At 56.9% G+C, this 12,855-nt stretch carries 18 protein-coding genes; 9 read left to right on the top strand and 9 right to left on the bottom strand.

Annotated elements, in window-relative coordinates; translation table 11 throughout:
- The first annotated feature begins 149 nt into the window (after positions 1 to 149).
- The 7 genes from K2Q04_RS07930 to K2Q04_RS07900 all read left to right on the top strand — a co-directional run bounded on the left by K2Q04_RS07930 (position 150) and on the right by K2Q04_RS07900 (position 4,276).
- The gene (locus tag K2Q04_RS07930) at positions 150 to 1,166 is read left to right on the top strand and encodes an alpha/beta fold hydrolase (RefSeq protein ID WP_291161607.1); all 1,017 of its coding nucleotides are present in this window, start codon (positions 150 to 152) and stop codon (positions 1,164 to 1,166) included.
- 220 nt (positions 1,167 to 1,386) lie between these two features.
- Complete coding sequence (locus K2Q04_RS07925) at positions 1,387 to 1,929, top strand: sigma-70 family RNA polymerase sigma factor (protein WP_291161605.1); 543 nt, start codon at positions 1,387 to 1,389, stop codon at positions 1,927 to 1,929.
- On the top strand, positions 1,926 to 2,558 hold the full coding sequence (locus K2Q04_RS07920; protein WP_291161602.1) for a ChrR family anti-sigma-E factor: 633 nt from the start codon (positions 1,926 to 1,928) through the stop codon (positions 2,556 to 2,558). The genes K2Q04_RS07925 and K2Q04_RS07920 overlap by 4 nt, the downstream gene beginning before the upstream one ends.
- A 118-nt stretch (positions 2,559 to 2,676) precedes the next feature.
- Complete coding sequence (locus tag K2Q04_RS07915; protein WP_291161600.1) at positions 2,677 to 3,027, top strand: four-helix bundle copper-binding protein; 351 nt, start codon at positions 2,677 to 2,679, stop codon at positions 3,025 to 3,027.
- A 103-nt stretch (positions 3,028 to 3,130) separates the two neighbouring features.
- A complete protein-coding gene (locus K2Q04_RS07910) occupies positions 3,131 to 3,289 on the top strand; it encodes a hypothetical protein (RefSeq protein WP_291161597.1) in 159 nt (52 codons plus the stop codon).
- Between the two features lie 452 nt (positions 3,290 to 3,741).
- Positions 3,742 to 3,960, top strand: coding sequence for a hypothetical protein (locus tag K2Q04_RS07905; protein WP_291161594.1), 219 nt, complete (start codon positions 3,742 to 3,744; stop codon positions 3,958 to 3,960).
- 127 nt (positions 3,961 to 4,087) lie between these two features.
- Positions 4,088 to 4,276, top strand: coding sequence for a DUF3606 domain-containing protein (locus K2Q04_RS07900; RefSeq protein WP_092863257.1), 189 nt, complete (start codon positions 4,088 to 4,090; stop codon positions 4,274 to 4,276).
- A 484-nt stretch (positions 4,277 to 4,760) separates the two neighbouring features.
- Here K2Q04_RS07900 and K2Q04_RS07895 read toward each other — a convergent pair whose 3' ends face one another.
- Entirely contained in the window at positions 4,761 to 5,573 is an 813-nt protein-coding gene (locus K2Q04_RS07895; RefSeq protein ID WP_291161589.1) for a hypothetical protein, read from the bottom strand.
- 5 nt (positions 5,574 to 5,578) lie between these two features.
- Positions 5,579 to 6,931: a hypothetical protein gene (locus K2Q04_RS07890; protein ID WP_291161586.1), complete on the bottom strand. Its 1,353-nt coding sequence runs from the start codon at positions 6,929 to 6,931 to the stop codon at positions 5,579 to 5,581.
- 170 nt (positions 6,932 to 7,101) lie between these two features.
- On the opposite strand from K2Q04_RS07890, the gene K2Q04_RS07885 reads away from it, so the two are divergent.
- Positions 7,102 to 7,404 (top strand): polyhydroxyalkanoic acid system family protein, encoded by a 303-nt coding sequence (locus K2Q04_RS07885; protein ID WP_291161583.1) that lies wholly within the window; start codon positions 7,102 to 7,104, stop codon positions 7,402 to 7,404.
- 281 nt (positions 7,405 to 7,685) lie between these two features.
- On the opposite strand, the gene K2Q04_RS07880 is transcribed toward K2Q04_RS07885, so the two are convergent.
- From K2Q04_RS07880 to K2Q04_RS07850, 7 genes are all read right to left on the bottom strand, one after another.
- Complete coding sequence (locus K2Q04_RS07880; protein ID WP_291161580.1) at positions 7,686 to 7,937, bottom strand: hypothetical protein; 252 nt, start codon at positions 7,935 to 7,937, stop codon at positions 7,686 to 7,688.
- Between the two features lie 260 nt (positions 7,938 to 8,197).
- The gene (locus K2Q04_RS07875; RefSeq protein WP_291161577.1) at positions 8,198 to 10,192 is read right to left on the bottom strand and encodes an AI-2E family transporter; all 1,995 of its coding nucleotides are present in this window, start codon (positions 10,190 to 10,192) and stop codon (positions 8,198 to 8,200) included.
- Between the two features lie 54 nt (positions 10,193 to 10,246).
- Positions 10,247 to 10,462, bottom strand: coding sequence for a CsbD family protein (locus K2Q04_RS07870; RefSeq protein ID WP_291161574.1), 216 nt, complete (start codon positions 10,460 to 10,462; stop codon positions 10,247 to 10,249).
- Between the two features lie 118 nt (positions 10,463 to 10,580).
- Positions 10,581 to 10,712 carry a hypothetical protein gene (locus K2Q04_RS07865; protein ID WP_291161573.1) on the bottom strand — a complete coding sequence of 44 codons (132 nt, stop codon included), beginning with the start codon at positions 10,710 to 10,712 and terminating at the stop codon, positions 10,581 to 10,583.
- 149 nt (positions 10,713 to 10,861) lie between these two features.
- Positions 10,862 to 11,188 carry a hypothetical protein gene (locus tag K2Q04_RS07860; protein WP_291161570.1) on the bottom strand — a complete coding sequence of 109 codons (327 nt, stop codon included), beginning with the start codon at positions 11,186 to 11,188 and terminating at the stop codon, positions 10,862 to 10,864.
- Positions 11,189 to 11,216: 28 nt separating this feature from the next.
- The gene (locus tag K2Q04_RS07855) at positions 11,217 to 11,699 is read right to left on the bottom strand and encodes a hypothetical protein (protein WP_291161568.1); all 483 of its coding nucleotides are present in this window, start codon (positions 11,697 to 11,699) and stop codon (positions 11,217 to 11,219) included.
- A 16-nt stretch (positions 11,700 to 11,715) separates the two neighbouring features.
- Positions 11,716 to 12,006 (bottom strand): hypothetical protein, encoded by a 291-nt coding sequence (locus K2Q04_RS07850; protein WP_291161566.1) that lies wholly within the window; start codon positions 12,004 to 12,006, stop codon positions 11,716 to 11,718.
- 237 nt (positions 12,007 to 12,243) lie between these two features.
- Between K2Q04_RS07850 and K2Q04_RS07845 the strand changes: the two genes are divergently transcribed.
- Positions 12,244 to 12,852 carry a hypothetical protein gene (locus tag K2Q04_RS07845; RefSeq protein ID WP_291161563.1) on the top strand — a complete coding sequence of 203 codons (609 nt, stop codon included), beginning with the start codon at positions 12,244 to 12,246 and terminating at the stop codon, positions 12,850 to 12,852.
- The last annotated feature ends 3 nt before the right edge of the window (positions 12,853 to 12,855 follow it).

The following is a 12,855-nucleotide window of genomic DNA, read 5'->3' as shown; positions in this document are numbered from 1 at the left end:
AAATGAAGGCTCTCCCCGTCTCTTGGGTAGTTTTATCGTGCTTAATTTTCTCGGCTTTTTCAGCATCAGCGAAACCCAACGCGCCGGCTGAAATTACGACCAGCCAGCTTCAAAGCAGCACACCTGGAGCACTTCTCCGGATCTGGCCTTTGGAGGGAGGCGTTCGTCCCGATTACAAAGGGTACCGCATTCTCTATCGGTCGACCGGGCTGCGGGACGAACCGGTCGTCTTCAGTGGTGCAGTGCTTTTTCCGGCAGAACCGAGAGGGCGTCCTCGACCCGTCGTCGCGTGGGCGCATCCGACAAGCGGTGTCGTGACGCGCTGCGCACCAACTCTGCTACCTGGTCTGACGAGCTCAATCCAAGGCATCGACCAATTTCTCGATCGAGGTTACGTCATCGTCGCCGCAGATTATGAGGGTCTCGGTGCTCCGGGCCCACATCCCTATCTCGTCGGGAAGAGTGAGGCGAGAGCGATCCTCGACGCGATACGAGCAGTGAGAAACTTTAAGTATGCGGAAGCTGGCGACCGATTTGTCGTGTGGGGACATTCCCAGGGAGGTCACGCGGCTCTGTTCACCGCGACTGAAGTCATTCGGTACGCTCCCGAACTGAAGCTTCTCGGCGTCGCCGCAGCTGCTCCGGCAACGACGCTGATAAGACTCTTTCAGGCTGACCGCGACACGAGTAGCGGACGAAGCCTAACGGCGATGACCCTCCATTCGTGGTCGCGCGTGTTCAATTTTCAAATATCCAAATTTGTCCCATCCAGGGCACAGCAAAGTTACGAACGACTGGCAAGTGACTGCATTTTGACACTCGCTGACTTCTTTGACTTGAGCGATCATGAGCGGGCATTGCAGAAGGACTTCTTGCTCTCGGATCCGACAATGGATCCTCAGATCAGATCGATCATGATCGAAAATACTCCGGGATATCTGCCGGCGGGCACGCCGGTTTTCATCTCGCAATCGCTCGGCGACGACCTGGTCTTGCCGGCGGTCACAAAGGATTACGCGCGCCAACTCTGTGACGGCGGAGCTAAGGTCAAATTCCACAAGCTATCGACAGGAGCTCACATGTTTACCGCTCGAGACAGCGCAGCGGCCGCCGCAACATGGATTGACGGGGTTTTTTCAGGCAGATCGGTGCCGAACGATTGTTAATTTTCTTGAAAGACGTCCTTTCCGAGTAAATGCGAGCACAATCACCAAGCCCGAGTGGGCGACAAGGCCGGTTGCGATCGATCCATATGTCAGCGCGACAACACGAGCGACATTGAGAGAAAAAGGACCAGGCGGCCACTATCTACCATGAGCGCTATCGTCAACGAGCCGGGCATGGAATATCCTCTCGGCCGTGACCGAAAACCCAAGATCGGCAAGCATGTCGGACTCGGACAGCCTTCTGCAGATCGCAAACCAGAAGGATCGGCTGGCATTCCAACAGCTGTTCCAAAAATACGCGCCCCGCGTCAAATCCTTCATGATGCGGCACGGCGCGGACGCGAACACTGCGGAAGAACTCGCGCAGGAAACCCTTCTAGCGGTCTGGCGCAAGGCAAGCCTCTACTCCAGCGAACGAGGAAGCGTCACGACGTGGATTTTTACGATCGCGCGCAATCTAAGGATCGATCGGCTGCGTAAGGAGGAAATGTGGGTTGAGCTTCCCGATGGTTACGATCAGGAGGCGAGCATGGACGCACAGCCGGATGAGGTCGTCTCGGACGAAGAGCGACGGCTCAACATGCACCGCGCATTGAATGCCTTGCCGCGCGACCAATATCAAGTTGTCGTTCTGTCATTCATCGATGGTCTGTCTCACCGCGAAATCGCCGAACGGCTGGGCTTGCCGGTCGGCACCGTAAAATCGCGGATACGGTTGGCATATTTAAAACTTCGCGCGACGGTTGGGGCGCAAGACGAATGAGCATCGAACGTCATCCGGCGCTTGAAAACCTCGTGAGCTGCTCTGCGGGCAGCATGCCGGAGGCTTTGGCAGCCGTTATGGCGAGCCATATCTCGCTTTGCAAACGTTGCCGCCGCGAATTGGCGATCATGGAAACCATAGGCGCATCGCTGATCGACGAGGTTCCTTCGGCCTCACTCACTTCGGGCATTGGGATACTCAAAGACTCGAAGGAACCCAAAGCGCTCGCCTCAGGCGAGGGCGACGTGCCCGCGGCTCTCCGAAAGCATGTCGGCCCTTGGCTGAAGGATGTCCCGTGGAAATGGGCAGGATTCGGCGTTTGGCAGCATCGGATTCCGTTGTCGGGACGAGCCAAAGCGTCTCTGCGTCTCATCAGGGTTTCGCCGGGATTGAAACTTCCTGACCACGGCCACAGCGGCTCGGAGATGACCCTCGTCTTGCGGGGATTCTTCACGGATAACACCGGCTCATACGGCGTGGGCGACGTTGCCGATATGAATGAAGGTGATGAGCACGCTCCGATTGCCGGCCTCGGAGACGACTGCATCTGCCTGGTCGCGTCCGAAGGACCGATGCGCTTCAACAGCATACTCGACAGAGTCCTGCAGAAGTTGACTGGCTTCGATTGAACTGCCGCACCGCGCTCGCGCAGTGGATCAAGGAAATCGCGCACAACTCAGCCCAAGCCCGCAACTCTCGGCCCTAAACGAAGTTCCTCCCATGTCGAACTCCTGGAGGTAGCGTACGATGGAACAACTCAGCACTGAAATGCGGGCCTGTGCCGATCTTTGCCAGACCTGCGCCACCACGTGCTTTAGCGAGGCCATGAACCATTGCCTCGAGTCTGGCGGCAAGCATACGGAACCCGAGCATTTCCAGTTGATGATCGCCTGCGCTGAAATTTGCAAAGCGGCGGCAGCGGTCCTCCTGACGGGGATTCCCCAGCACGTCTTCGTCTGTCACGCCTGCGCGCAAATCTGCCGCGCATGCGCCCAAAGCTGCCAGAAAATCGGGGACATGCAGGATTGCGTGGATGATTGCAGCGTTTGCGCAGAGAGCTGCGAGGCCATGAGCGCAACCATGCAAAAAGCGGCATAAGGACGACCGGACCCGGTAGCCCGATGCGAAAATGACCGATCCGCCAGTCGCGGAACCTAAAGCTCCGAAATACGTTCAAGTGAGGGTTTCGCGAGGGTGACTTATGAAATCGCTTGTGGCCGCGCTTTCGGTATTATTCATCTCATTCATGGCGTTGAGCGCCTACTCGCTCAATGCGGACTCGCAAACGAACGCTGCATTGAACGCGGACGCAGCCATGACACCGGACTCAGGAACATCAGGCGTCGGCTACAGCCCCTGATCCTTGGCACGCCAAGCAACCATCAAGCCGTGGGTTTGAAGGCGATCCTCGCGTAGCCCACTTCGTCGCCCGCACGAAGCCTTCGAACGCCTAATATCGACGCAGCCTCGTCGAACTTCTGTAGAAAGTTGGCGACAGGCAGCGGCTGCACGTCCTTCTTGCGGCACCAGAGAGAATATTCAGCCCAAAGCGCACTTGGCGCCAGCCAATTGCTAGGATCCGGCCTCAATCGCTCGAGAGCGAAGACGCCGATGCGCCACGAAATATCATCGGAATTCCCATCTGCACTTCTGAAACATATCGGGCGCCGCGCGGTCACAAGCGCTGTTAAAGAACCATGAACATATTGGGGCACATAAAGAAAATATTGTCCGGAGAACTTTTGGAACCTCGATTCCAGGCTGACGGTTCTGTGAATGAACGGGGGCTGCCGACCACTTTGAGGGACGCACATGAAGACACAAGGCTATACGGCCGCCGAGCTAGCGGGCTTCTACGCCGTGCTCGATCGCGCAGTTTGCGAAGCAGCCGAGCACGAACTGCAGATTTCCATTCCGACAATGGTTCAACGGCTCTTTGAAGCCGCCGACCGCGGCGAGCGCGATCCCAAGAAGTTGGCGAGCATAATCATGGGTCGCCCGGAGCACACCCATAACGCTGAAGCAGCCTGACACTTCCTCGTCGCCGATCCGGCTGGATGATTTCGCAATCGGCCGGCTCCGCATTTCGACAGCGTGCGGATAACGCGAAGCCGTGATACGATTTAAATGCGAAAGCTAGTCGGGAAAGGATGTTTCAATGGCCGATGACAAAACAAAGAAAGGCAAGCAGGACCGTACACGCATTGCGATGAGCGAGCCCTATGAGGTCCAATATTGGAAGAAGAAATTCGGCGTAACCGGACAAGGCCTCGCAGGCGCGATCCGGGCCGTCGGATCCAATAATGTCGAGAAAGTCGGGGCGTATCTGAAGGCGAAGCGGAAATAGCTCCCCGCATATAATCGCAAAATAAGAGCCCCGGAAGAAGCCGAGGCTCTCCACACTCGGGGTTTCCTCCGGTGTGATACGGCTTCTGACCCTTTTCAGGGCCTCGCCGCTTTCATCGTCCTCGCGGGCATGAGGACTTTGCGTGTTTTACTTTTCTCATCGTGCATATGGTTTACGCATGGGTGGGGCGCGCGTTCCTTAATTCTGGGCAATGTAGCCGTGCGCTGCAGCAGGTGCATCGCAAAAAATGAAAAAGCCCCGGCTAGAAAGCCGCCGGGGCTCCGCTGAATTGCTTCAGCTCGTCGGCACCGTCTGCAAGCGTCACGGGCCACGTGTCTCTTGATACGGCAGAACGAGCGAATCGGTTTCATCAGAACTATTCGAATTGACTCTCAGTCCCGCTTATCTGCGCCCCATATGAAATATCCGTAAGGCGAAAGTGACAATTGAGGATCCATTCGTAGGCCGGCAGCATGCGGGAGTTTCAGGTCTTCGCAGCTCCCGTCGTGATCTTCAGGACGTGCAGCTCATCGGTCCTGAAAATATAGAGACGCTCCTTAGGCGTCCGCATTGCTTTTATCCAGCTATCTGGATCGACACCCATGCTGACAAGATATTCCACGCAGCGCGCGGATATCTGTTGAGCGGCGGAAATACCGTCGCCCCAAGTTTCAGTCCCTTTCGCCACAGCCGAAACCTGATGAACTCCTATCAGCGCATGCTTCCCCGCCGTGCGGCGAACACCACCTGCGAACATCAGCGGACATGACGAGGCGCAATATCCATTATCGGCCACCATCGTATCGAGCCCGCGCTTCCTGACGGACCGGCCCATGCTGATGGCGTCCGGCACCGATCCTCCCGGCGAAAGCAGCCAAATCGTCTTTGCGCCTTTTCCATCGTGATCGAGAAACTTCTCGAAATCGTCCGAACTCCCTGTTTCAATTCTCCCGACTGCCGACACGTCGCCGTTAGCACCCACATGAAACGACATGCGGCCAGCAACCATATCGGGCGTCGGCTTGTCCGGGACGCCCGGCATTTTCGGGCTCCCTGCTCCAGGGATGACGGGCAACGCCTTCGGGAAGTAGGGCCGCTCTTGGTTCGTTCGGGTCAGGGGTTGAATGACAACACGCGTCACCTGCTCCGCTCCCTCGTCGAGCGCGAGATCCAGCTGATCGCGAAGATCCAATGCGAGCATGCCGACGCTCATCGCCACCAGGAAGAGAAATATCGATCGTATGAGCGCGCCCTCTAAGACACCCTCCTCCCGCCACACGATGCGTTTTCCGGCCATGACAGTTACCGGTTGAATCCGGCAGCCGGATTGATGGAGGCGACATTTCCAGGTGGCTTCTCGATACCCGCAGCGGGCGCTTCAGCTGACGCAGATCTTTCGAGAGCCACATGAGGCGGCGATGATAAGGGCCGGGCTTCAAGCGCCTGCATGTTGTTATAAATCTTGAGAGCCCGCATGACCTCCCCGGCGGACATTCCATCTTCGTCACGCGCGTCGCCCTCATCCCTTCGGATCGCCTCGAAGACGATCGAATGGATGAAAATCAACACCGCTGGCATCAGGTCCAGCGAGATGGCGCCCGCCCAGCTGGGCAGAAAGTCAGTGCCATACTGAATCACGGCTTCGGCCGTCGACAAAGGAACGAACCGCACAGGCTTCACCTCGGGCCGCGATAGAATGTCGTCGGCAGCAATTGCCAACGCCTGCGATTGAGCTTTGATCGACTGCTCTACCTTCCCAACGACTTGGTTCTGGCGACCAGCTAAATCGGCGGTCCGGCCGTCAGCAGCAGGCGCGATAAAAGACTTCGATAGATCCTCTGCTGTTCGCTTGACCGCGGGCGCAATCGAAGTCTGCTGCAGATCGGCAATGATCCCGGTCAAGACGACTGTCTCTGCTGCAAACTCATTCGTCCGCTCATCGATTGGCCCTGCACCGGAAGTGAGCTGACGCATTCTTTCGAGCGTCTTGCTACCCGATTCAAAGAGCGTCTTTATCCGGTCGCGCGACGCGTCGACTTCGCCGGCAAGCGCATTGAGCTGCGCCGACATCTGTGCAGTCAGCTGAACCACGGTCCCGCTTCCCGACGTTCCCGTCAGCGCACCCGATTGACGTTCTTGATCGGAAAGAAGGGAAAACCGTCGCGAAGCCAATTGAATGTCCGGCAAGAGGCCTTGCGCCGCGAGGGCATTCCCGTGCGCCCGATCGAAGCTCTGCTGAAATTGATCGGTAGAATTCGCCATGTGCTGCTGGAGCGCAGCAGCCCCCGCGAGCGCCGCCGCATTTAGCCAAGCCGACATCGCGAGGATCATCAAGCTGCCGATGAACATGGCGACATACATGAGCCGCCGCGACGATGCCTGCCGAACGTGCGGCAGAAATCGCATCAAATATGTCCAAAATGCAAATATGACGACGGACACCGCCGCCGAGTACACGATCGCGGCGAGAAACACCTCGATTGGAGAACCCTCGAGAAGGCTTCGAACGCCGATGTATGTATAAATTCCGCTGGCAAGCGCGAGCGTCGCGAGCGTGAACTTCGTCATCATGTCGAGGCGGGTGATGCCGCCTCGCAGCACCTGAGACATCAGACCATCCTTGGACGAAAACGCCAAAATCTGGAATGATGCCATGTATACGGATCGATTTTAAAGCAGGCTCAATCTTCGACCGAAAAATAAGAGCAAATCCGATCACTTCCGTAACCCTGGATCGAAGACTTGCTGAGCGGCGTTATAGAGCGGGCAATATTGCTCAATCCGCGGATTAGACCGCCCGCAATTTACTGCAAGGATATGAGTTCGTGTCAGAGCCCGTTGTCATCACCATTCCCCATCGCCTTGGAAAAGACGAAGCTATACGGCGGCTGAAAAGCGGATTGGCATCGGCCCATCTCCCGTTCGTGACGATTGACCGTGAAGTTTGGAACGGCGATCTGTTGGAGTTCAGCTTGACCGGAATGGGCCACAAGGCGAGTGGGTCCGCTTTGGTGATGAACGATTCTGTACGCCTCGAACTTGTTCTGCCATGGCTTCTTCAGCGTTTCGCAGAGTTGGCGCTCAAAGGACTGGCATCCCGCACCAAGCTTCTCCTGGAGAAGAAATAAGCGGTTTGCGGCGCAATTGCTAATTTACACCGTTCGTCAACAGTCAATTGCCGCCTTAAATCCGCGTGCTGTTGAAAACTCGGGCTTCGCCCTTGCTTCGAATCATGCCTCACGCAACGGTCAAAATCTCTCGCCCTCATTGGCAAATCTGGGAGAGACCCCGCACCCCGACAGCAACCCTCGCTCGTCGGGGTGTTCTCCTTTTTATCGAGTTCGAACGGAACCGTTCGAACTCGTCTGTGGCGGTCGCGATGCCCTAAAAGCGACCGCCACTTTCAAACTTAGAACTCGATCCAGATACCGTTGCGCCAATATCCGCGTCCCTCGTGCTCGCGCCAGCGATACCTCTTGGCGTCGGCGTCAGCCCATCTCCAATCGTCCGAGTAAACACGCAAACCAAATTCCGGACGATACGCGTGACGCTCGCGGACATGCCAGCAGTCGCCCTCGCCATTGCAAACGATTTCGGCCGAAGCTGTCGTGGCCGAAACCATGCTCGCGGCAGCAAGCACGCACTTGGTAATAATCTTCATAGCCGGTCTCCTCTTCTTCTTTGGATCAGCGGTAATGATCCACGCCTCACGGGCGCGAGCTTTCAACGGCATGACATCCATGAAGTTCCGAAGAGTCGTTCCCTGAACAGCCATTCATCAGTTGGCGGTTGTTTTGATGAAGATGGGCCACCTGCAGTACGCGAAACACCACAAAAACTTAAGCTAAGCGCCGCAATCAGCCACGGCCAGCAACAGATCACATCGCTCGACGTCATCTAAATGTCAGTACGCTCGGAGTTCTAAACCGAGGGACCTAGCTCCTCGCCGAACCGCATCGAATTTTCATAGACGACATTCGTGCGAGACGGTTCGCCATCTGAGATCGCACCGCGATCAAGCAATTCATCACACAGCGCCAAAGCGTCGGAAATTTTGGTCACGACACGATCCGCGCCCACAGCTTCGCGCCACTCTTCAGCTCGAGCTCCATTACTCGCCAGCGACCAGAAGCCCGCGACCATGATCGCTTCCGGCATCACGCTGCGTGCGCGACGCATGAGAATGCCCATGAACGCTGGAACCTTCTTGGATCCCAAATAGCCGAAGACAACGACCTTTGCCGGACTACGCCTTGCATCGAGTGAGCGCAAACGAATCGACGCATTGTAGGAAAGCGTAGATGCGTGAATACCCTGTGCCTCGAGCACTTGCTCCAGCATCAAAAGAGGCCCCTCATCGAGTTCGCTGCGCACGGGAAGGCAAAGCACAACATCGCTTTTTACGTCATCCTCAGCGGACTTCTCGCTTGGCGCACCACTTGCCTCGGCGGACTCTCCGCCGGTAGCATGTTCCGACAAACCATCGACAACGTCGTCGATCGCGTCCTTGACCTCCGTGATCTCGTCGGAGCTGAGCCGTCCCGCGGAAGCATCTTCGTAAGCCATCGACAGCGCCTTCAACGCGACGTCGTCGTAATAGCGGATCAGAGGCATTTCTTTCATGCTCTGCTCCGCAACTTCGATCGCCTCGACGCCATCACCCGCCAGAACGCGTTGATATAATCGCTCGTGAGGTTCGAGAGCCGGTTCGTCTCCAAACAGGATTTCGAGGAAGCTCAGCGCCTCGACGTGCCTGCCCAACACCATGAGACAGACCGTAAGTGGTGTAGCCAAAATCAATCCGACCGGCCCCCACAACAACGTCCAGAAAAGCGTCGCAACGACCACGGCAACAGGAGATAGTCCCGTGTTGCGTCCGTAGAGCATCGGCTCGATGACTTCCCCCGCCATGACTTCGGACACGAGGAACAGCGCTGCCGTCCACAAGACGAGCGACCAGCCGGGATCGATTGCGGCCGCAAGAATAATCGGAAACACGCTCGCGATCACCGAGCCGATGAACGGAACAAACCGCATCAGCCCTGCGAGAACGCCCCATAGGACAGGATTCGGCAGACCCATCGCCCAAAGGCACAAGCCGATAAACACGCCGAAGCTCGTGTTCAGCAAACCCTGAATGATGAAAAACCTGCTGAGCCGGTCGCCGGCATCGTCGAGCGCAACAGTCGTTCGCTGGAGATCACCCTTTCCCGCAAGTCTAAGAAACCGGTCTCTCAGATCTTCCCGCTGAGCGAGAATGAAGAAGAGAAAGAGAATGATAAGTCCCGTCGTCGCAAGCGGCGACATCAGCGGGCGGATCAGGGACACTGTCTTATCGAGTACCGGCTCCGGCGGTTGGTGTATTTCGACCGGAATCGGTTTGACGGCGGCAGTGCCGTCTGGAGCAGCGGGGACGGCCGAACGCTTTCCGCTGTCGGAGCGCGAAAGCTCTGCCTGAAGATCGTCGAGCGTGCTCCTCGCCCGTTCTAGAACACCGGATTCAACAGACGCGGAACGAACCGATGAAACCTTTTTGAGCAGGTTGTATTCGTAGGCCGGAATTCGCTCGAGCAAATCCGAGATCTGTCCGCCGACGACGACGCCAATGCCACCGATAGCTGCAATCGAGATCACCACGACGGCAATCACCGAGGGCACTTTCGGAACGCCCGCCTGCTTCAACAGACGAATTGCCGGCGTCAATACGAAACTCAGAAGGCCCGCCAATGCGAGCGGCATTAATACGCTGCTGCCGTAGTAGAGAATGAGTATGGCGCCGGCGAAGATGACCATGTAGCAAGCGGCATTCATCGCCGTCAGCCGGCTGGGCGCGTCGCCTGCAGCAAAGGCAGCCTGGCGCCTTCTCAGCCGACGTATCGAGGTCGGACCGCTATTATTGATGTCGACAGCGCGCATTGCAAACCTGCAGCAAAGAAAAGGCCGGTCGTCGACCAGCCTTTGTGCTTTTGACTAGAGCTTGCGATTGATCTCGTCGGCAACTTTGTTGGCGCCGTCCTTTACGGTAGCTTTCGCCTTTCCGACTTCGACCTGCGCTTCACCCTTCAATTCCTGAAGAGCGCCTTCGACCCGCATCTTGTCCGAACCAACGGCCTTGCCGAGGTTCTTCTTGATGTTGCCTGCAACTTCGTTCGCGTAGCCGGAAACCTTGTCAGCAGTGCTGCCCATAGCGGTAACTCCTTTTGTGGATGCGGCTCTAAACGCGTGGCGCAACCACTAAGTTCCTGAGCAGTGGACGTGTGCTGACGTATCTCAAAATCGCAGGGGGCTTGAACTTTCGAACTCTTCACTTCACCGCGTGCGCATCCTGCGCATCTGCAGGTGAAAACGCTTCGCCCATGTGCCCATAGTGACTAACGATAATCGCGATACCGGCAATCAGAACGATATGAAAGATGATCTTATGGATCGGCTGCATGTCTCGCGTTCGCTCCTGTCATGTTGGGTGAAAAACCTAGACAGCACCCAGTCTTCCCTGGGCCGAGGCAAAAAAATCGGAACAGCATCGGAGCCGCACGCGCGACGATGCTGTTCCGGGATTTTGATTACATAAATCGCGCCGCGAAACTAGTAGGCCCTTCTTTGCACGGCGTCGATAAACCGGCCCAAATGCTTCTTTGCCGCGCCTTCGAGCTGGGCAGGAGAATAGCCCTCGTCCTGCAGTCTCCTGCGAAGCTTTTGGACTGTGTCTGTTGCGCCAGATCGAGCCATGTCAAAGGCACGCTCGAATGAGCCGTACGATGACGTGTTGGATTTTCTATATCGCCAGATCACGGCGCCGACCGCAAAGCCGATAGCACCTGCTGCCAGCAACGCGACTGTCGGATCACTGAGAAGCGATCTGCTTTCCTCGTGTTCCTGAGCTTCCATCATGTCGTCGTCGGATCTGTTCATACCTGCGGATCCCATTGCGTTCTCCTTATCAAGCTTGCGGCGGGGATTGCGGAGTGCTCCCTGCGCTCTCGGAGCGGCTGACGACGTAGAGGCCAGCCGCGGCCGCCAGAATGAGCGGCCAGTTTTTCGATGCCGTTCGTAACATCGCCGGAAGCACGATCGGTGCGGCAGCCGAAACGATGCTCATCACCTTGTCGTCTTCTAGAAAAGAAGGGCCGGTCTTCGAAGGTTCCTCGGTTTTCGGCTCTTCTTTGGCCTCGAACGACGCGCCGATCGGCCGCTTCCGCAACTTCACCACCAGTGCAACGACGAATCCGAGCAAAACAAATCCACCCGCGACGATCAGGTTGCCGATCTCAGGACCGTAATTGCGATTTGCGTATGATGAGAAACTCGCCGCAGCAAAACCCAGCGCCGCGATGAACGGAATTCCGATCAACACTCGGTTCCCGAGTTCGCCAAGCCTATTTTCTACGCTTGCTTCGGCTTTCTCGAATAAGCTTTCGAACACCCGGCAAACTCCGAAATTAAGATTTCCAGATCGCGCCTAGAATAAAGCCAGCCGCCACCGCCATTCCCAGCGTTGTCATCGGCTGTTCCGCGACAGACTTGTCGATGGCGTTGGAAAAGTTCTTGGCAACTTTCTGCAAATTATCACTGAGTTCAGATGTCTGAGCGGCGAGTCTTTGGCTGGTGTCTTGAGCGCTCGATACTGCCCGATCCAGCGAATCGACGGCTCTCAGTCCCGCATCAACAGCTCGATCGGCCAGATCGTGCGAGGCGGATCTAACCTCATCCGTCGTGTCAATTCTTCCCATGGGAACTCTCCCGATAACGTGTTCAAGCGTGCCATGAACGCGGGGCCTCCGGCGTTTGTTCCGGTATTTCGGGCGTCCGAGCGGAAGCGCGGGCGGGCGATTGACCTTGCTCATATCGGCAAGTCCTGTCCGGATGCGCCCTCGCCGGCATACAGAACTGTATGCATCGCGCCCCAAAGTGACCGCCAAGGGACTGAACGTTGGTCCGCTTCGCTGTGATCGCTAGGGCAATAAGGCATGCACACTAAGGAATTCGCGCGATCCCTTCGCGCATTCGCTGAATTGGCGGAGTTCGAGAGGTCGCAGGAATTATATCGCTTGGCGGCTTGCTTTGATGAGGGTCATAAGGAAACGATCCTCACGCGAATGAAGCGGATGAGCCCGTCCACCGCCTATCCTTTGCGGCTCAAAGAGAGTTTGGAGGCCATCGAGCAGGGCTTCCGGGCTCTCGGCGCCACGAAGCAGGCCAACGCGCTTCGCACCGTCCTCACGTTGTTCGCCGGCCGCCCCGGAGCTGCCATCGGCGTCTTCATCGCCGAGATCTCTTCGTCATCTCGAATAGCGAACCTTAGCGTCAAACGCTTCAAGACGGCCGACATCGATCTGGTCAAGTCGGTTGCGAGCCAGCTCGCAGAGCCTGCCCTCGAAGCCGAAGCGTTCGAAGGGATCTTGGCGACCCTGAGTTCGTCAAAGGCTGTAGGAACGCCGACGTTGGTTTTGATCGCCAATTGCTATCTCGGCAATCAACGGATCTATCGAGACCGGAAATCCGCGCTCGAAGCGATCGAAAGACATTTTCGCGGAAGGCCGTTGCGCCCCACCCGCCAATGCGAAGTTTTGGAATGAAGG

It is taken from the genome of Hyphomicrobium sp. (assembly GCF_019753045.1).
In the GTDB taxonomy this organism is placed as follows: Bacteria; Pseudomonadota; Alphaproteobacteria; order Rhizobiales; family Hyphomicrobiaceae; genus Hyphomicrobium_B.
This window is presented reverse-complemented; position numbering and strand designations above follow the sequence as displayed.